This window comes from Fictibacillus sp. KU28468 (genome assembly GCF_026153615.1).
Classification (GTDB): Bacteria; Bacillota; Bacilli; order Bacillales; family Fictibacillaceae; genus Fictibacillus_C; species Fictibacillus_C marinisediminis.
Map to the genome: position 1 here is coordinate 4038126 of NZ_CP110666.1, position 17484 is coordinate 4055609.

Below are 17484 nucleotides of genomic sequence, written 5' to 3' on the forward strand. Positions count from 1 at the left end.
CGAAAAACTATCGATCAATGCGAATTGTTGAACAGGATTTTGGCTATTCCACTATCTTAATATAAAAATCCCATGAAGAAGTGATCTGGAAAGTGTGAATACTAATATTATTAAAGGAGGTTCATTTATGCCGTTCATTGATGTAAACGGAACTACGCTTTACTACCAGGATACCGGTCCAAAAGATGCACCAGCCTTGGTTTTCAGTCACTCATTATTCTTTAATAGTCGAATGTTTCATAAACAAGTGGAACGGTTTGCTGGTGAATACAGAGTCATTTGTTATGATCATCGGGGGCAAGGGAAAAGTGCTAAAGATACGTTGGACATGCTTGATTTGGATACATTGACAGAGGATGCGGCAGCACTTATTAAAGAGCTTGTTTTAGGCCCCTGTCATTTTGTAGGTAACTCTATGGGGGGCTTTATTGCTTTGCGTCTGGCTGCAAGGCATCCAGAACTCCTTATTTCATGTACAGTGCTGGGGACATCCGCTGAAGAAGAATATAAAATAGATGAATTTCAGCCAATTGTTGAGCATCTACAGTATTATGGAGGCAAGCCCATGTCCCAAACTTTGATATACATTATGTTTGGAGACACGTCACTTGAAGATCCGTCTTTTGCGAATGAACTCAATTTCTGGAAGGATCACATAGAGGGTTTAGATCGTACGATTGGCGATGCTGCGTATCAGGTGGTTCATCGCAAACGAATACTGAGTGAACTAAATGAAGTGGATGTTCCGATGTTGGCGATTGCAGGAGCTGAAGATCATGCCTATACGGTTGAACAGTCGAATAAAATTGCAGTCACGGTAAGAAATGGTATGTGTAAAGTCATTGCCAACGCGGGCCATTCTCTGGCACTTGAAACTCCGGAAGAAGTTAATTCGTTACTTGCTGAACATTTCCGTAATTCCGGTAAGTATTATTCAGAATAAGCATTGCAAAAAAAAGGGTTGTTTTGTGCCTGAATTAAAATATACCTTTAAAACTAGAAATCTCTTTCTTGTTACACACAAAAGATTTTTTAAGATACTGCGGCCATGTTTGGCGGCTTTTTTCTTTATTGTTCTTTATACTTTCTTAGTTATGGAAGAATTAAAGAACGGAACGGAACTGTCATATTGGCAACTTCTTTTAAGATTGTGAAGGAATGTACTTACGCTAACGGGTGCATTAGCTGAAAATCGAAGCTGTCTTTAAGGCAGCTTTTTCTTATGGAACTAAAGGGGCAGATTAGTTGAATAAGCAATGGAATAAAAAAACTCGCTACTTTAGCGAGTTTTTTGCCCTTCATGTCCAACATGAAGAAAGGCTAGTTATTCAATTGTATTTTTCATTGCATTGTACATATTTTCTACGTGTTCATCGACTTTATCTCGTGACATGCGTAGTCGTTCTATCGAAGTTCCATATCCAATTTCTTGTTTACCCTCTTCCAATCCTTTAAAAATCCCATCTGCGAAATCATCTAACGGCTCACCATGAGTATGCAACCCTGCTCCGCCTAAATCTGTATTCACTGCTGGTGGAGCAACTTCAATTACTTCTACAGATGAATCAGAAAGTTGGTGTCGTAAACTCATTGTAAATGAATGAAGTGCCGATTTCGTTGCTGAATAGATCGGAGCAATGGCAAACGGAGTAAAAGCTAACCCAGAAGTGACGTTAATGATAGTCGCTTCTTCTTTTGTAGAGAAAAATCGAGAAAATAGTATAGACAGATGGAAAGGTGCTTCAATGTTTGTTGTGATTTCTTTATTGAAGTAATTCCAATTGTTCTTCGCATCTGTTTTTAACACATTAAAGCGTTGTTGAATCCCTGCATTGTTCACTAACACATTCACTTCTGGATAGTTCTCTGTTACCCAATCAAACAATGATATACGCTCAGATTCAGTGCTCAAATCACTTACATGAGTAATAAGGTCTGGGAATTTTTCTTTTGCATTTTGAAGTACATTTTCACGTCGACCAGTAATGATAACTTTATTTCCCGCCTTTATAAAGCGTTCTGCAAAAGCTAATCCTATCCCAGCACTTCCACCTGTAATAAGTATTGTATTTCCTGATAGTTTCATTTTAGTTCCTCTTTTCCAATTATTTTCTTCACTTAATAAAAACTAATTTATACTTTTCCTGTAACAGGTCGTTTTGTATAACGTGTAATTTTTAAGTCAATTCTCTTTAAAGATTCTGTCATTAATGAAATTTCATCTAGCACTGACTGCTTGTGGTTCCTCATCATTTCAAGTCGGAGTTCAATGGTTTTGTCTCCTTCTACAACCCAATCAATATATTGCTTAATACCACTAATGGGCATGTGCGTATTTTTTAAACAAATAACGGTTTCAAGGAGTGAAATTTGATCTTCTGAAAATAACCGCCTACCTGCCTCATCCCGCTCAATTAGTGGCAGCAGTCCCTTTTTTTCATAATAACGTAACGTTGATTCTGTAATATTGAATTTTGCTGCAGCTTCGCTAATTGAACAATATTTCATCGGGAGACCTCCAAATTTTATCTTTCTTTGTCGACAGGATTATGATACAACTTAAACCGTGGTTTAAGTCAACAAAAAAACTAAAAAACTAAAAAATTTTAAATTCTGTACCAGTAAATGAATTCAGACATTTCGTCACAAAAGGTAAATCAAAGGAAAACAACATTTCTTTAAATTGAGATAATAATGTGAACCACAACAGTTAAATCGTTAATAATTCCTCACTAAAAAACAAAAATGTGAAAAGGTGAACTTAAACTAACGGGTGCGTTTGTTGAAGAAGCAAATAAAAAAACAGCTGCCATAGCTGCTGTTTTTTTAATCATCCCAGACCTCATCCATCAGGTCTTCGATTTCTTTTCTCAATTTTTCTGTTTCCTCTTTATCAACTACGATCTTATCATCCTTAAAATAGATGACGTCACCGACCTTTGCCTGTTTGGGAAGTGATGATTTAAGAATATCTTTGGTTTCATTGCCGATCTCGATGACAGCATACTCGCCTTCAAAGCGGTCAATAATCCCCTTAATTTTCTTCATTACCTTTTCTCCGTTTTTACAGATAACGTGCTAGTTACCTGTAAACTGGACGGCAGTATTTGCATAAACTACAACTTCGTAAATCCTCTTCAAGGAACATAAAAAGGCAACTCCCATAAGGGTTAGTTGCCTTCTTTTAAAATGAGTTGCGAGATACACTCCACATGCGTCGTCTGCGGAAACATATCGACCGGCTGGACTTCAGTAGTTTTAAAACCACCATCTTCCAGGATTCTTAAATCCCTCGCAAGCGTCGATGGATTACAGCTCACATACACCACTCGCTTCGGCTTCATTTCGATGATGGTTTGAAGCAGGGCTTCGTCGCAGCCTTTTCTAGGCGGGTCGACGACGATGACGTCTGGGGTGATGCCTTGTTCTTTCCATTTTGGAATGACAACTTCGGATTCACCGACTGCAAACTCGGCGTTGTCCATTCCGTTTAGTTCGGCATTTCGGCGCGCGTCTTCAATCGCTTCCGGTACTATTTCTACTCCGTATACCTTTTTTGCTTTTTGCGCCAGGAACAGAGAAATTGTTCCGATGCCGCAATAGGCATCGATGACGGTTTCATCTCCTGTCAGCTCCGCATATTTCAGAGCCTGGTCGTACAAGACCTTCGTTTGCTGCGGATTGATCTGATAGAACGAGCGGGCGGAGATGGCGAATTTGATGTCGTCGATGTAATCGTAAATATATTCAGAGCCCCAGAGGACTTTCGTTTCGTCTCCGAAGATCACGTTTGTACGCCGTGTGTTCACGTTTTGCACGACCGATTTGATCTGTGGAATGGTCGATACGATATCATCCACAATCTTTTTGCGGTTCGGCAGTTCTTTTCCATTCGTCACGAGGACGATCATCAGCTCGTTCGTCGTTTTGCCATAACGGGCGATGATGTGGCGGATAATGCCTTTGTTGCGCTTTTCTTCATACGGAGAGATGCCGTACTTGTTCAGGATGTCCTTGACCGCCTGGATTGCTTCATCGGCGGTATCTCCTGTAATGATGCAACTGTCCATCTCTACAATCTCGTGGCTTCGCTTTTGGTAGAAACCGGTGATGAGCCGGCCGTCTCGTTCACCGACCGGCACCTGGGCTTTGTTGCGGTAACGCCAAGGCTCGTCTCCCATGCCAAGCGTTGGAAGCACCGGAACGTTTTCCAGTTTTCCAATCCGCTGCACCACGTCCTCGACCTGCTTGCGTTTGAACTCCAGCTGGCCTTCATAAGACAGATGCTGCATCTGGCAGCCTCCACACCATTTATAGATCGGGCATGGCGGTTCGACCCGCTGCCCGCTTTCTTCGGTTAGTTCCATTAAACGCCCAAAGCCGTATCCTTTTTTCACGTTAACGACCTTTATCTTGGCTTTCTCGCCTGGCAGGCCGTTCGGTACAAACAGCGGAAATCCATCGACCTTCGCCACTCCGGCTCCATCATGGGTCAGATCCACGAATTCCACATCTATGATTTCATTTTTTGAAACCGGCACATTTGCCTTCGTCATTAGACATCGTTCCTTTATCTTCAGTTCTTTCCTGATTGTAGCACAACTCTTCTCTTGTTAAACGATCGTTTAATTAAACAGTCGTTTAATTTAACATTAGTTTGATTTCTCTTTCAATCACACATCGCAAACTGATGCCTAAAAGAGACCCTCAAATCTTTTACTTCTAAATAGTTTGGAATGGGACCCTGGCGAAGTATGAGCCAGGAGATTTGTGAAGCAAATGACCAGCCGAGTTGTGAACCGTAACTAAGCTCGCTTAGTTAAAGGATCACAACTCCAAGCTGGTCACCCATTCCATACCCGCAAATCCCTTCCGCTCTAGCAAGAGTATGCCCACATCACACTATCACTAACGGGCAAAAAGAAAAGATGGGGCTCTATTTATAGAGCCTCATCCTCTGTTAGTCTCACGCGCTCTTTTGGAACGAGCATCTGGAAGTGATGGCGAAGGTTCACAAATTCGCCCGGCAAGAGTCCGCCGAATTCACCGTCCAGGTTGAGCTGCATTTTATCGGTTGGCCGTACTTTGATCCGGTTCGCTTTCGTGTAGATGATATGATCATCATTGATATGATCGCCTTTTAGCGCCATGGACGCGATACGGACAAATTCAGCCAGATTCGTTTTCTTCAATATAATAAGGTCAAACATGCCGTCGTTGAACTCGGACGTCGGCGCGAGTTTTTCAAAACCGCCGATGGAGTTCGTGTTGGCCACAAGGAACAGCATGATCTCGCCCTGGAACAGCTTGCCGTCATACTCGATCTCAACGTACGTCGGACGGATGGACGGAAGCATCTCGATGCCTTTGAGGAAATAGGCGAGCTGCCCGATCATCGTCTTCAGCTTGCTCGGCACTTCATACGTCAGCTCGGTAATACGGCCTCCGCCTGCAATGTTGATGAAGAACTTATCGTTCACTTTTCCGATGTCGACCGGCATTTCCGCTCCCTGACAAAGAACATCACACGCGCCTTCAATCGTTCGTGGCACGCCAAGGGCACGGGCAAAGTCGTTCGTTGTTCCCGCCGGAATGAGTCCGAGCTTCGGACGGTGTTCAAGATCGGCAAGACCGTTGACTACCTCATAGATGGTTCCGTCCCCGCCGGCTGCGATGACAAGGTCAAAGCCGCGTTCACCTGCGAGCATGGCTGCACGGGTCGCACTGCCTTCCTCCGGTGTCGTTGCATGGGTGGACGTTTCGTAGCCTGCAATTTCAAGCCGCTCTAAAATATAAGGAAGCTGCTTCTTGATCACTTCTCTTCCTGATGTTGGATTGTATATTAATCGTGCTCGTTTCATACTTTTCACCTGATTTATTTTCTATTGGTTTCTTATAAACATGATACGCTCTAACCAGAAAAAACAGCCCGAATTTGGACTGTTTATTACCAACTCTTATTATAGTGATTCCCCATAAAAAAAGCAAAACTCAAAAAAGGAAATTTTTATGAAATTATCTTCAGACCAATGGCTGCGCTCAGCACCATCGCCATAAATAAAATCCGTTTCCAGTCCCGCGATTCCCCGTACACGAGCATGCCGACAAGCACACCGCCGACCGTACCGATTCCCGTCCATACCGCATATGCGGTTCCCATGGAAAGGGTTTCCATGGCGAGGGACAGAAGCGAGAAGCTGCAGGCAAATCCGAGTATGAGAAAAAGGAACGTCATAAAGCTTTTCTTCTGGCTCACCTTGTTCAGGCCAATGACCCCCAAGACTTCAAAGCCTCCGGCAAGCACCACATACAGCCAGCCCACTACGCTTCACTCCCTTTCTCTTTCGGTTCTCCCGTTACGGCTTTTAGACCCATAACTCCGGCGAGCAAGAGCGCGATGAGTGAAATTTTCGCCCAGCTGACCGGTTCCCCGTAGAACAGCATCTCCGCCAGCACGGTTCCTGCGGTTCCGATTCCGGTAAAGACGGCATACACCGTACCGACCGGCAGTTTACCCAGGCATGGGATCATCAGGAAAAAGCTGACGACGATCACAAGTCCGGTTCCGATCCATCCCAGAGCAGAATCCGCATGCTTCAGTCCGCTGACCCACAGCACCTCCAGAATGCCTCCCATGATGACCAATGTCCAATATCGATTCATTTTTGTTCACCTCTTAGCTGAATAACGCGCGTTCGTACATATACCATGATGCTTCAAGGCGTTCTTCCGCGCTTCCCTCTCCGCCATAGAGCATCTCCACAAAAACACCGTCCAATAGCGCGATGTACGCTTTAGCCGCCTGCTTGATGTTTAAGTCCTGAAGCCCCAGTTCTTTCGCTTCTTTAAATTCCTGAAGCAGCAGACTCTCCATTTTATCCAGATAGCTGTACACATGATCCATCAGCTGTTCCTCCAAATGTTCTGGGGGAAAAAACGACGTCCGCAGCCAAAATTTTGCCCGCTCATCCTGCTCGTAGTTTTCCATTTGCAGCTGTAAAAATCCGTACAGCTTCTCTTTAAACGAAAGGCTGCTGTCGTTAAAATAGGCGGTTGCCTTTTCCCATTCGTGTGCGATCGCCTCTTCTGTCACCGCTAAAAACAATTCATCCTTGTTTTTAAAATGGGCGTAGATCGACGGTGTTTTAATTCCAACGTCAGATGCAATTCCCGATAGAGATGCCCCGCTGTAGCCGTGGTTCGCAAAATGGGCAAGTGCTGCTGCTTTAATTTTATCTGCTGTCATATTTCATCACCTAACTAATGTTCGTTAGGTAAATCATCTCACACTCTTCTTCACTTGTCAAAGAAGAAGGGTTTTATGATGAAAAGCACGAAGTAGAAGGGTGGAAATCTTTGAAGGAGAGAATATGATGACTATCACCAATCTTACCTTTCGTCTGTCCAGCCGCTTTGACTTTCCGCAGCTGGTTGAACTGGAGAACCTTGTCTGGAATACAAATACCGCTCCGGCGGAAATCTATTGGCATTCGACTGAAGAATATGCCCAGCACTGTCCGGAAGGCAGCCAGCTCTTGGCCCTTTCCGGTGACCGGATCTGCGGCTATTTTTCCTACCGTATCCCTACCCCGCTCGACAGCAACAAGCATGTCGCTGAGCTGGCATTGGCCATCCATCCTGATTTTCAGGGTCAAGGTGTCGCTCAGGAACTGATGAAGGCCGGCGAAGACTGGATGAAGCGCCTCGGCAAAAAGAAACTGTCACTCCGGGTGATGGCGACAAACCCGAAAGCCATTCGTTTTTATGAAAAGTACGGCTTTATCAAACAAGGTCTGCTGGTGAATGAATTTTATATCGATGGCAAATATGTGGATGACATCATGATGTATAAAATGCTGGATGACTAGGGCAGAACTGAATCAACAGAAACAAGTGGAGACCAGAACTCCGCTTGCAAATAAGCTGGTCTGGCTCTTTCCTGTTGCTTTTATCGTTCATGATGCCGAGGAGACGTTAACCATTAAAGCGTTTCTGGACGCACACCATCAAGAGACGCCGTTTAACAGACTGCCGGTCAGCCAACTGACCACGAGTACGTTTGCGATGAGCGTCCTGCTCATCCTGCTTGTTATTGTGGGGTTGTGTTCGTATATTACGAAAAATCGCACCTCGGGCCAGCCGCTTTTTCTGCTGCTGGCTTCGACGCTTTTTATGAACGGTGTGACGCATGTGCTACAAGCACTGTACTTTAGAGGCTATACCCCCGGGGTGGTCACGGCTGTTCTCACCATTTTTCCTTATTCGATCTGGGTATGGAGATCGATGAATAAAGTTCATGGCGTGAAGTTAGCCAAATATTTAGCGGCCGGAATGGTGCTGCAGATTCCGCTTGCAGTTGGAGCGCTTATCGCGGGGAGTCTGCTATTGTAAAGGTGCCTGGCACCACATTTGAACATTTTTGGGACGTTGATGGCTTTCCCCTTGTTTTAACAGATGGGAACCGATACTATGAATATGTGAATTGTTTCATATGCACTTATACGGTTATTACGTTTAAAAGGAGGAAAACCAATGTTTAATGCGCTATTACATACTCACTCGGGTTCATGGGCGATTATGGTCATCTTGTTCCTGATCACCTACTTTACAAAGAGCCAAAAGATCACGCTCATGCTGCAGCGTCTGTTCTACCTCATCATGATCGTTACAGGGATATGGATGCTCTCCATCCTTCACTTCCCGCTAACTTACGTCCTAAAAGGCATACTCGCGATTGTCCTGATCGGTGTTATGGAAATGCTCGTTGCCCGCAAACGCAAAGGCAGCCCGATGCCTGCGATGTGGATCGTATTGATCATTCTGCTCGTCGTCATTGTAATGATGGGATACGGCGTTATTTCGTTTTAACAGAAGAAGCCTGGCTTCCGCAGTAGGTATTGCATAAAAACAGCTAAAAGCAGTGGATTTCGGAGGTGAAATCACACTGCTTTTAGCTGTTTTTCGTGGGGGAAAGTTGAAAGTTAAGGAGATGTAAGTATTATTAGTTCCAGTTTTTCTCTATAAATTGAACGGCAGGCTGTAAATTGGTTTTGTTCGCAATTTCAATGACAGCCGGAACCACGGCAGGGTCCGTTTTGGAGAAGTTAGGGATCCGTGGATCTAACCGAAAAAAACGATTTCCCAGAAGATTAGAACTGACCATGGATTCATAGTAACCATTTCCACCCGCGACAATCTGAAGAAATGGCAGTAAGGGTTCATTGGGCGATCGGTCCAAAAGGACTCCCCAATTTGGAGGAAGGTTCTTCAGATTTTCGGGGCGTATGTTATCTGCACTCACCATACCCCACCCCTTCGTATCTCTTCTTAACTGAGTCGGGGCTTCACCTGTTCCAATAGATAATACCGCAATTTGATCCAACGGCACTTTGGCTTTACCCACTGCAAACGCGATACTGGCTGTACTGGGGTTGGTTGCTACTGTATACCCATCCACGTAGTTTTGATAGGCTCGTTGCGTCGCGGGAGCACCGCTGCTCCGCAGTATCACATCACTCGCTTTTTCATTTAAATAGGGAGAGCCAGGAAAGTTGTGGAATAACACAGGAGTCCAACGATTCAGCTCCGGTGAGAATAATTGAAAAGAAGGGACAACAATTCGTCTTTTTAAATCTTTGAGACGAAGACCTGATGGAAAAAATGTTCGTACCGCTTTAATGAAACCAGAATAGGGTAATTGTTGGTTAAAAACAGGTCCACCTGGTCGGGAAATGCTGAATGCCGGCAGGATTTTTTCCTTAAAGAACTGGAAAGTCTCCTTCGGTGATCTTCCACTTGCCAACGCAAGGGCAGTAAATGAGCCGATTGAATTTCCCGCGAAAACATGGGTCCGACTAATTAATTTTGGATTTTGCTGAGCCAGTCTATTCAAAAGCTGTAAACTTAAAGCACCTAGGGTACCGCCTCCATCAAAGGTCATGATCCGATATTTTGTCAAAGGTGATAGCTCCTTTCTCATCCGATCACAAGTATCCATTCAGTATATGTCTATCTTGTATGGGCAATGAATACCTTTGAATTTTGAGTTCTCTTTGAAGACAATACATACTCTCTAAACAAGCATGCAGCAGATCCTTAGCGTCAATCTGACATTTGCACAAAAAACATCGAATGCCCCCCCGATTTTTAAGAAGAACCTGTAAGAATATAAACTAAATCATCGAGCGTCCCCATTACATGCTCCACTTCAGGCAAGTGATAAAACGTACTCGTTGCTTCAAAGTCATAGATTGCTTCATTTGGTGAATAAAGATATACTTTTTTGCCTGTGCCCAGTGCAATTCCAAGTTCGATATGGCTTCCTTTTCCTGCGGGGAGCATCACGACTAAAAAATCAGCTTCGATCACAGCCTCCCTTTCCTTTTGCCCGATATCCTTTAAATCTTCAATCGTTGAGGCTCTTTCTTTCGTCCAATCATAGGTTTGTATAAAGCCCTTGATTTTCAGCTTTTCACTAACATAAGTCACACTGGGTATATTGTTAAAGCTTGAGGCGATATAAAATTTCATTAGTCCGCATTACCTGTCAATAAACCCTCTATCCGTTTAAAGCTTTCTTTTAACCATAAAGGCGATTTTGGGTGGTTCATTACTTCCTCAGAAGTCATCCATAACACATCATCAACCTCTTCACAGCTTTTTGCATATGCTAACCCTTCTCCGTATTTACAAAGGAAAACCACATCAAGAACAGGATTTCCTCGATTAGAAACAAAGCACGAACTATGTACATATTTCAATTGATCTTTCACTTGAACTCCTATTTCTTCCTCTATTTCTCTTTTCAGCGTTCTTTCCAACACGTCATAGGCAATGCCATCTCCCGACCAATGATAGAATGCCAGGTGCATGCCTTTTAAAATGGCACCTTGTACGTTTACGATATACAATTTCAAAACCTCCTAATTCGTAATTCTCTTAAATATAGTAATCTTTTATCCTTAAACATTGAAAACGTCCCATTCCGGTTTCAATAGTAACAGGCAAATTATAACAAAAATCACGACCGGAAATTTCATGAACCCTTTACATTTTCTTCACTTCTCTAACACGGTAACTTTATATGAAAAAGCTATGCTTCTATATGATTGCAAATTCAATAAATAGGAGCGAAATGAGTATGAAGTTGATAGGGAAATACAAGAAAACGATAGCCGGTGTGGCGTTAGCTTCTCTTTTTATCGGGTCGAGCGCATCTGCAGCCTATACCCTTTTGGCAGGACCTAAGGGTGACGGCACTTCTGTTACACCAAACGGGTGGCACCTCACTCCGGCTGGAAAACAGGTGAATTTGGGGAGTTTCCCAATAGGGGGCGCCCTTTCCCCGGATGGAAAACATCTCGTCGTATCGAATGCTGGTGCGGGAACACAGTCCCTCCAGGTGATTGATACCGCAACGAAAACGGTAGTACAGACGATCCCGTATGAATGGCCTGAAGCCTTGTATTTTGGTGTAGCCTTCAGTCCTGACGGCAAAAAAATGTACGCATCTGCCGGCGGCAACAACAAAGTGCGCGTGTTTGATTTCAACAGCGGCAAATTGACGGAAAAAGATCCGATTCTCATGAAGGATGATAAAAACTCAGAATTTTATCCTGCGGGAATTTCGGTAGCACCTGATGGCAAGTCTCTTTATGTGGCAAATAATGTGCATCACTCTGTATCCAAAGTCAATCTTGAAAACAACCAGATCACTGCCACTGCTCCTGTTGGCAAGAGACCATATGCGGCTGAGCTGAGCAAAGATGGAAGCACGCTTTATGTGAGCAATTGGGGAGAAAGCAGCGTTACAGCGTTGAATACGAAGGATATGTCGGTTAAAAAGACCATTCCGGTAGGACTCCATCCAAATGCGATCACCGTGAACCCCGTGAATGGCACCATTTATGCCGCAAATTCAGACAGCGATGACATTTCCATCATTGATGCAAAACAGCTAAAGGCAACGAATAAGGTCTCCCTCGCTCCGTATAAAGGTGCACCGACCGGGAGCCAGCCGGATTCCTTAACCGTAAGCAAAGACGGAAAAACACTGCTCGCTGCGAACGCAGGCAACAATGATGTTGCGGTAATTGATGTTGCACAGCAAGATCAGGCTCGGGTGAAAGGCTTGATTCCAACCGGCTGGTATCCGACAGGAGTTTACCTTGGCAAGGATGATAAGGAGATTTACGCGATCAATGCGAAGGGACTCGGAGCCGGACCAAATGACAAATCAAAACAATGGCTCGGAAATATGATTAATGGATCGCTGTCCATCCTGAACGTTCCTGATGAGGAGCAGCTGAAGAAGTATTCTGATCAGACGAACAAAAACAACAATGTTTCTCAAGCCTCCAAAAATAGCTGGTGGGATATGAATAAGGATAATAGTGAGGCATTCCCTATTCCCCGCTATCCGGGACAAGGGAAGTCTCCGATCAAGCATGTCATATATGTGATTAAAGAGAATCAAACATACGATCAGGTATTTGGAGACGCAGAGAATACCAATGGCGATCCAAGCTTGGCGATCTATGGCAAGGATGTGACTCCAAACCACCATAAGCTTGCGAAACAGTTTGTGACGCTGGACAATTTTTATGCGGATGCGGAGGTAAGTGCTGACGGCCACAACTGGACGACGCAAGGAAAAGCCAATGATTATGTACAAAAAAACTGGCTGGCCAACTACTCCGGCAAAAACCGCGATTACGACTTTGATGGCGGCGGGGGTGGCAGCCAATTGGATGAAGCTCCTTATACCCGTTCAAAAGAAGGTTATATTTGGGATGTGGCCATGAAAGCAGGTAAGTCGTTTAGAAACTACGGCGAGTTCGCCTACCGGTACGATCCCGAGACGAAAACCTATTTGCCGAACAATCCGGGTACGACCGATTTCGGAGGGAACTACAATCCGAACTATCCGAGCTGGGATCTGGACATTTCGGATATTACGCGTTACGACGAATGGAATAAGGAATTCAAACAATATGAACAGAACGGTAATCTCCCTAATTTTGAAACTGTCTATTTGCCGAATGACCACACGGGCGGATCGAAGTGGGGCCCTCAGGAAATCGTTGCCCAGAATGACCATGCCCTAGGAAAGCTGGTTGACACTATCAGCCATTCGAAGTATTGGAAAGACACGGCGATTTTTGTGGTTGAAGATGATGCCCAGGGCGGTGTTGACCATGTGGATGCCCATCGAAGTGTTGCACTTGCGATAAGCCCGTATACGCAGCTCGGAAAAGTGGACAGCACATTCTATGACACACCGGCCGTACTCCGAACGATGGAGCTGATCCTTGGCTTACAGTCGATGACACAAAACGAATCGGCCGCGATCCCGATGTTCAATTCCTTTACATCGCGCCCAAATTCCGCTCCATATAACTTCCAGGAAACAAAGTATTGGACTTCAGATGGCCAGTTGAAAAACACGGGCACTGCAAGTACTGCTTCAACTTCAGGAGCCCCCCTTTATCCGAAAGATATGGACTTCTCGAAGCCAGATACCGTGGACAGGCAGCGCCTGAACAGGGAAAACTGGAAGAAGATTAAAGGATATTATCCAACCGTAAAGCCTGAAAATAAATAAAAGCACGTAAAAAAAGAGCTGTCCCTCTTTGCTTGTTGGACAGCTCTTTTTTCTGTTCAGTATTATGCCGGCAGCTTCTTTCGTTGGTCCATTTTTGTTTTTTTCGCTTTCGAAAAGAGCCATTGATACATGATAGGTATAACCAGAAGGCTGATTAGCGTTGAACTGATCATCCCGCCGATGACGACGGCTCCCAGCGTTTTTGAAATAATGACATTGCCGCCGCCAGAAAGTGCCAATGGGAGAAGAGTGAATATGGTCGCTCCGGCCGTCATCAACACCGGCCTTACTCTTGTTGCCGTTCCTTGCAGAATGGCTTGTTTCGTCTCCAACCCTTCTGCAAGGTTTCGTTCAATTTTATCGACGAGCACAATTCCGTTTGTGACGACGATCCCTCCGAGCATGAGCATGCCGATCAATGCAGCAAGGTTCCATTCAAGCTTAAATATGACCATGCTCCAAACCGAACCGATCAGCGCCAGCGGGATACATAGAATCACAGCAGCCGGCGCGTACCAGCCGCGGAAAACGGCACTGACGATCAGCAGGACGACGAGGACAGAAAGAGATAAGGCCATTCCCATCTCCACTATCATTTGCTTCACCTGTTTTGAGATTCCCCCGATCGAATACTCCATTCCTGCAGGAAGATCGAGACTGTTCATGGTTTCTTTTACCTGCTTCGTGACACTGCCGATGTCTCTCGTCACGATATTTCCGGAAACCGCAGTGAATGGGCGTCCATCCTTTTCGCTGATCACCGACTGGGTGTCCATTTTCAAGGTGGTGATTTCCGCAAGGGATACCTTTGAACCGTCTTTTGCCGTGAACATTTCATGGCCAATTTTGGAAAGAATCGTTTTTTGCGGATCCGGATCGTTCTTTTGTATCGGGATTTCTTCAGCACTGGAATGAATCTCAATCGGTATTTTCTTATCGCCTGCTGACAAGGTCACCTTATCGTCCTGCGGGAGATAGTGATCGATCCGGTTCAGGACATCGTCAACGTTGATGCCCAGCTGCTCGATTTTTGCCTGATTCAGTGACAGCTGATATTTCATCGATTCATCTGAATCACTCGCCGTTCCTTCCACGCTCAGACCTGGAATCATCTGGAGTTTGTTTCGCACCAGAATCGCCGCTTTATTCAAATCTATGTGATCTGCACCAGTTAAGATGACCTTTAATCTCGAATCGTCCCCCGAAATGGCCTGATTGGAAACGGTATAAACGGCAGATGTTGATAACAAAGTAAACTGCTGCCGCAATTGCTTTATGAAAGCATCCGTATCGGTTTCCGGCTTAATTCCAACAGTAACATTGGCGATGTTATGTTTTTGCATCCACCCTCCGCCTTCATCAAATACATCATCAAACATGGGTGTAAAGTTCGATCCAAGGGTTGAAGAATACGTTTCTACGTTTGAGTTGTTCTTTAAGATCGATTCAACATTTTTCACCTCTGCGTCAACATCAGTAAGCTGCGCGTCCTCGGGAAGTTCAATCTGGATCGCCACGTCCTTCGAATTTCCTCTAGGAAAAAAGTTGACGGGAAGGAAGGCAGCAACGGCAATAGTAATGCTTAAGAGAACAAGTGCTGCGCTCACCACCCATTTTTTCTTATGAAAGGCCCATTGCAGAATGTTAAGTGCCGGCCTTTCGATCTCAGGTGTCCTGCCCATGTCCTGTTTGCTCCATAGCTTATGAGCTAAGGCTGGAACGACCAGAATGGACACTGCAAGTGATGTGATAAGGGCAATAACGACAGACCATGCGAATCCTGAAAAGGCAGAACTGATCATTCCCCCGATAATGGAGATGGGAATGAACACAGCAACGGTTGTCGCCGTGGACGACACGATGGCTGGAATCATTTCCACCACCCCGCTCGCCAGTTGTGTGGTCCGTAGCGGTTGGCCGTTCTTTTTCATCTGTTTTCGGTACATATTATCGATGACAACGATCGAATCATCGACCACACGGCCCATCGCAACAATCAAACCGGATATCGTTAAAAGATTCAAACTGATGCCCATGGCTTTCAATATAGCTGTAGCGGTAAGAAGACAGATTGGCAATGACAATGCGATGATCAATGTGGACCGGACATTTCTGAAAAATAAGTAGACACATAAAACCGTAAATAGAATGCCTAACAGTCCTTCTTTGATCAATCCTTGCAAGGCGGAGTCAATCTCTTTCCCCTGATCGGATAAAACGGTGAGATGAGCCTTTTTGGACTGTATTTCCGGAATGGTTCCCATCCGACTGTTTATTCGTTGTGTTACATCGGTAATGTTGGACGAAGGGGTTTTCAAAACGTCCAGAAGGACACTGGGGTCCCCTTTCGTCCGGGAAAGGGACTGCTGATCGACAATGCCTTTATCGATCTTGGCCACTTCCTGCAAGGCAACCGTCTCGCCCCCTTTTGCAGGAATTTTTATGCTGCTGAGGTCCCTCTTATCAATCGTCCAATCTGTTACTCTGATGGCCATCGTTACTTGCCGGTTTGACCCATTGTTTTGTTCGATCGTTCCTTGTGGCCATACGGGATGGATGGAAGAAAGAGCTTGTTTGATATCTTTTGCAGTTACACCGTATTTTTCGAGGGCACCTTGTTTCAGCGTCAGCATGTAGCCATCGTTTCCGCCACCTGTTACACGCACTTCACGAACACCTGGAATCTGTTCAATTTCAGTTGCTACTTTTTTCTGAATCGAAGAGCGGAGCTCATTTTCATCAATGTTTTTTGAAGCGCTGGTCAAACTTAATCGCATCACAGGAAAGGAGTTCGTGCTGACCCGTGTCACCAAAGGAGTTTTTACACCTGCTGGCAGGCTGATTTTATCAACAGCCGCCTTTACTTCCTTTTCTGCCTTTTCCATATCGGTGTGGCCGGGAAAATAAAAGCTTCCCATCAATCCTCCGTCAAACGAGTTCATCTCCATGTAATCCAGATTATCCACGGAATGGACGGCTTTTTCCACTTTTCCCGTAATAGGCTTGACCTGATCGGCCTGATAGTGATCTGCCTGGATGGTGATCATCAGTGCTGTATTGTTTATCGGCGGAAGGTAATCGCGCTGCATTTGAAAGGCGGAGAATCCGCCCCATACTAATATAAGGACTACACAAGTTAAAATAAGGATAGACCGTTTCATCGTTCCTTCAATGAATCTATTCATTTAAAAACATACCTTCCTTTGTTGTTAAGTCTCGTTAATGCATAATCCGCACCAATTCAACGTTACTCTTTGATTGTAAAAATCAAGTTACAGAGGATTAAAGAAACTGAAAGAAATGTACGTAAAAAAGTATGTGGGGGAATGGCGTCCTTCGATCGTTGAGGAAGGAAGAATGTTGGGGATATCGAATATAGTAATGGTTATAAATAAACTTAAATTTATAAGTAAAGGAGATGAATTCATGAGGGTTGGTTTTAATAAAGTTCAGGACGTTCTGGAAAATTACCGGTCTGCAGTATATGAGAAAGATGTTGAGAGATTTTTATCTGCATACGATTCTGACATCCATGTGTATGATTGTTGGGAAAACTGGGAGAGTATCGGCATTTCCCAATGGAAGGAAATTGTGAATGGCTGGTTTAATGGTTTACGTGAGGAAGGGGTTGTACTCAAAATAGATTTTAATGATTTAGTAGTTGAAGAAAATACGAATCTCGCTTTCGTTCATTGTGCTGTTACGTTCGCTGCTCACAACGAATCTGGAGAGAAACTTCGTCAGCTGACAAATCGATTCACATTCGGTTTAAGAAAAGTAAACGAATCCTGGACCATCACACATGAACATTCATCATTGCCAATAAATATGGAAACCGGGAAGGGTATTTTCAACTTAAAGTAAGAACGATACAAGCTCCC

General features: G+C 44.5%; 18 protein-coding genes. 6 read left to right on the forward strand and 12 right to left on the reverse strand.

The window, feature by feature from the left end:
- Positions 1–127 precede the first annotated feature (127 nt).
- Positions 128–943: an alpha/beta fold hydrolase gene (locus OKX00_RS21355; protein WP_265408770.1), complete on the forward strand. Its 816-nt coding sequence runs from the start codon at positions 128–130 to the stop codon at positions 941–943.
- A gap of 381 nt (positions 944–1324) precedes the next feature.
- Here the strand turns inward: OKX00_RS21355 and OKX00_RS21360 are convergent, their stop codons facing one another.
- From OKX00_RS21360 to OKX00_RS21395, 8 genes are all read right to left on the reverse strand, one after another.
- On the reverse strand, positions 1325–2086 hold the full coding sequence (locus OKX00_RS21360) for an SDR family oxidoreductase (protein WP_265408771.1): 762 nt from the start codon (positions 2084–2086) through the stop codon (positions 1325–1327).
- A 47-nt stretch (positions 2087–2133) separates the two neighbouring features.
- On the reverse strand, positions 2134–2508 hold the full coding sequence (locus tag OKX00_RS21365) for a MerR family transcriptional regulator (RefSeq protein ID WP_265408772.1): 375 nt from the start codon (positions 2506–2508) through the stop codon (positions 2134–2136).
- 318 nt (positions 2509–2826) lie between these two features.
- The gene (locus OKX00_RS21370) at positions 2827–3048 is read right to left on the reverse strand and encodes a DUF3006 domain-containing protein (protein WP_265408773.1); all 222 of its coding nucleotides are present in this window, start codon (positions 3046–3048) and stop codon (positions 2827–2829) included.
- A 122-nt stretch (positions 3049–3170) separates the two neighbouring features.
- Positions 3171–4556, reverse strand: coding sequence for a 23S rRNA (uracil(1939)-C(5))-methyltransferase RlmD (rlmD, locus tag OKX00_RS21375; protein ID WP_265408774.1), 1386 nt, complete (start codon positions 4554–4556; stop codon positions 3171–3173).
- Between the two features lie 384 nt (positions 4557–4940).
- Entirely contained in the window at positions 4941–5861 is a 921-nt protein-coding gene (locus tag OKX00_RS21380) for a diacylglycerol kinase (protein ID WP_265408775.1), read from the reverse strand.
- 146 nt (positions 5862–6007) lie between these two features.
- Positions 6008–6322, reverse strand: a complete 315-nt coding sequence (locus tag OKX00_RS21385; protein WP_265408776.1) for a DMT family transporter — start codon at positions 6320–6322, stop codon at positions 6008–6010.
- Positions 6322–6663: a DMT family transporter gene (locus OKX00_RS21390; RefSeq protein WP_265408777.1), complete on the reverse strand. Its 342-nt coding sequence runs from the start codon at positions 6661–6663 to the stop codon at positions 6322–6324. Before OKX00_RS21390 ends, OKX00_RS21385 begins: the two co-directional genes overlap by 1 nt.
- Before the next feature lie 13 nt (positions 6664–6676).
- Positions 6677–7246 (reverse strand): TetR/AcrR family transcriptional regulator, encoded by a 570-nt coding sequence (locus OKX00_RS21395; RefSeq protein WP_265408778.1) that lies wholly within the window; start codon positions 7244–7246, stop codon positions 6677–6679.
- Between the two features lie 124 nt (positions 7247–7370).
- Between OKX00_RS21395 and OKX00_RS21400 the strand changes: the two genes are divergently transcribed.
- The 3 genes from OKX00_RS21400 (at position 7371) to OKX00_RS21410 (ending at position 8868) form a co-directional block, all read left to right on the forward strand.
- On the forward strand, positions 7371–7868 hold the full coding sequence (locus OKX00_RS21400; RefSeq protein ID WP_265408779.1) for a GNAT family N-acetyltransferase: 498 nt from the start codon (positions 7371–7373) through the stop codon (positions 7866–7868).
- Positions 7861–8391, forward strand: a complete 531-nt coding sequence (locus OKX00_RS21405) for an HXXEE domain-containing protein (protein WP_265408780.1) — start codon at positions 7861–7863, stop codon at positions 8389–8391. The genes OKX00_RS21400 and OKX00_RS21405 overlap by 8 nt, the downstream gene beginning before the upstream one ends.
- A gap of 141 nt (positions 8392–8532) precedes the next feature.
- A complete protein-coding gene (locus OKX00_RS21410) occupies positions 8533–8868 on the forward strand; it encodes a DUF1516 family protein (protein WP_265408781.1) in 336 nt (111 codons plus the stop codon).
- Positions 8869–9001: 133 nt separating this feature from the next.
- On the opposite strand, the gene OKX00_RS21415 is transcribed toward OKX00_RS21410, so the two are convergent.
- The 3 genes from OKX00_RS21415 to OKX00_RS21425 form a co-directional block, all read right to left on the reverse strand.
- Positions 9002–9958, reverse strand: coding sequence for a patatin-like phospholipase family protein (locus OKX00_RS21415; protein ID WP_265408782.1), 957 nt, complete (start codon positions 9956–9958; stop codon positions 9002–9004).
- Between the two features lie 188 nt (positions 9959–10146).
- Positions 10147–10530, reverse strand: a complete 384-nt coding sequence (locus tag OKX00_RS21420; RefSeq protein ID WP_265408783.1) for a group-specific protein — start codon at positions 10528–10530, stop codon at positions 10147–10149.
- Positions 10530–10910, reverse strand: a complete 381-nt coding sequence (locus OKX00_RS21425; RefSeq protein WP_265408784.1) for an NUDIX hydrolase — start codon at positions 10908–10910, stop codon at positions 10530–10532. Before OKX00_RS21425 ends, OKX00_RS21420 begins: the two co-directional genes overlap by 1 nt.
- 230 nt (positions 10911–11140) lie before the next feature.
- Between OKX00_RS21425 and OKX00_RS21430 the strand changes: the two genes are divergently transcribed.
- The gene (locus OKX00_RS21430; protein WP_265408785.1) at positions 11141–13603 is read left to right on the forward strand and encodes a bifunctional YncE family protein/alkaline phosphatase family protein; all 2463 of its coding nucleotides are present in this window, start codon (positions 11141–11143) and stop codon (positions 13601–13603) included.
- A 62-nt stretch (positions 13604–13665) separates the two neighbouring features.
- Here the strand turns inward: OKX00_RS21430 and OKX00_RS21435 are convergent, their stop codons facing one another.
- Positions 13666–16788, reverse strand: coding sequence for an efflux RND transporter permease subunit (locus OKX00_RS21435; protein WP_265408786.1), 3123 nt, complete (start codon positions 16786–16788; stop codon positions 13666–13668).
- 241 nt (positions 16789–17029) lie between these two features.
- On the opposite strand from OKX00_RS21435, the gene OKX00_RS21440 reads away from it, so the two are divergent.
- Positions 17030–17467 carry a YybH family protein gene (locus OKX00_RS21440; RefSeq protein WP_265408787.1) on the forward strand — a complete coding sequence of 146 codons (438 nt, stop codon included), beginning with the start codon at positions 17030–17032 and terminating at the stop codon, positions 17465–17467.
- Positions 17468–17484 lie beyond the last annotated feature (17 nt).

Bases quoted from the DNA above. Each gene is read 5' to 3' on its own strand.
- OKX00_RS21430 (WP_265408785.1), top strand. From the start codon at position 11,141: ATGAAGTTGATAGGGAAATACAAGAAAACGATAGCCGGTGTGGCGTTA.
- OKX00_RS21390 (WP_265408777.1), bottom strand. From the start codon at position 6,663: ATGAATCGATATTGGACATTGGTCATCATGGGAGGCATTCTGGAGGTG.
- OKX00_RS21435 (WP_265408786.1), bottom strand. From the start codon at position 16,788: ATGAATAGATTCATTGAAGGAACGATGAAACGGTCTATCCTTATTTTA.
- OKX00_RS21410 (WP_265408781.1), top strand. From the start codon at position 8,533: ATGTTTAATGCGCTATTACATACTCACTCGGGTTCATGGGCGATTATG.
- OKX00_RS21440 (WP_265408787.1), top strand. From the start codon at position 17,030: ATGAGGGTTGGTTTTAATAAAGTTCAGGACGTTCTGGAAAATTACCGG.
- OKX00_RS21405 (WP_265408780.1), top strand. From the start codon at position 7,861: ATGACTAGGGCAGAACTGAATCAACAGAAACAAGTGGAGACCAGAACT.
- rlmD (WP_265408774.1), bottom strand. From the start codon at position 4,556: ATGACGAAGGCAAATGTGCCGGTTTCAAAAAATGAAATCATAGATGTG.
- OKX00_RS21395 (WP_265408778.1), bottom strand. From the start codon at position 7,246: ATGACAGCAGATAAAATTAAAGCAGCAGCACTTGCCCATTTTGCGAAC.
- OKX00_RS21400 (WP_265408779.1), top strand. From the start codon at position 7,371: ATGATGACTATCACCAATCTTACCTTTCGTCTGTCCAGCCGCTTTGAC.
- OKX00_RS21360 (WP_265408771.1), bottom strand. From the start codon at position 2,086: ATGAAACTATCAGGAAATACAATACTTATTACAGGTGGAAGTGCTGGG.
- OKX00_RS21370 (WP_265408773.1), bottom strand. From the start codon at position 3,048: ATGAAGAAAATTAAGGGGATTATTGACCGCTTTGAAGGCGAGTATGCT.
- OKX00_RS21365 (WP_265408772.1), bottom strand. From the start codon at position 2,508: ATGAAATATTGTTCAATTAGCGAAGCTGCAGCAAAATTCAATATTACA.
- OKX00_RS21420 (WP_265408783.1), bottom strand. From the start codon at position 10,530: ATGAAATTTTATATCGCCTCAAGCTTTAACAATATACCCAGTGTGACT.
- OKX00_RS21355 (WP_265408770.1), top strand. From the start codon at position 128: ATGCCGTTCATTGATGTAAACGGAACTACGCTTTACTACCAGGATACC.
- OKX00_RS21380 (WP_265408775.1), bottom strand. From the start codon at position 5,861: ATGAAACGAGCACGATTAATATACAATCCAACATCAGGAAGAGAAGTG.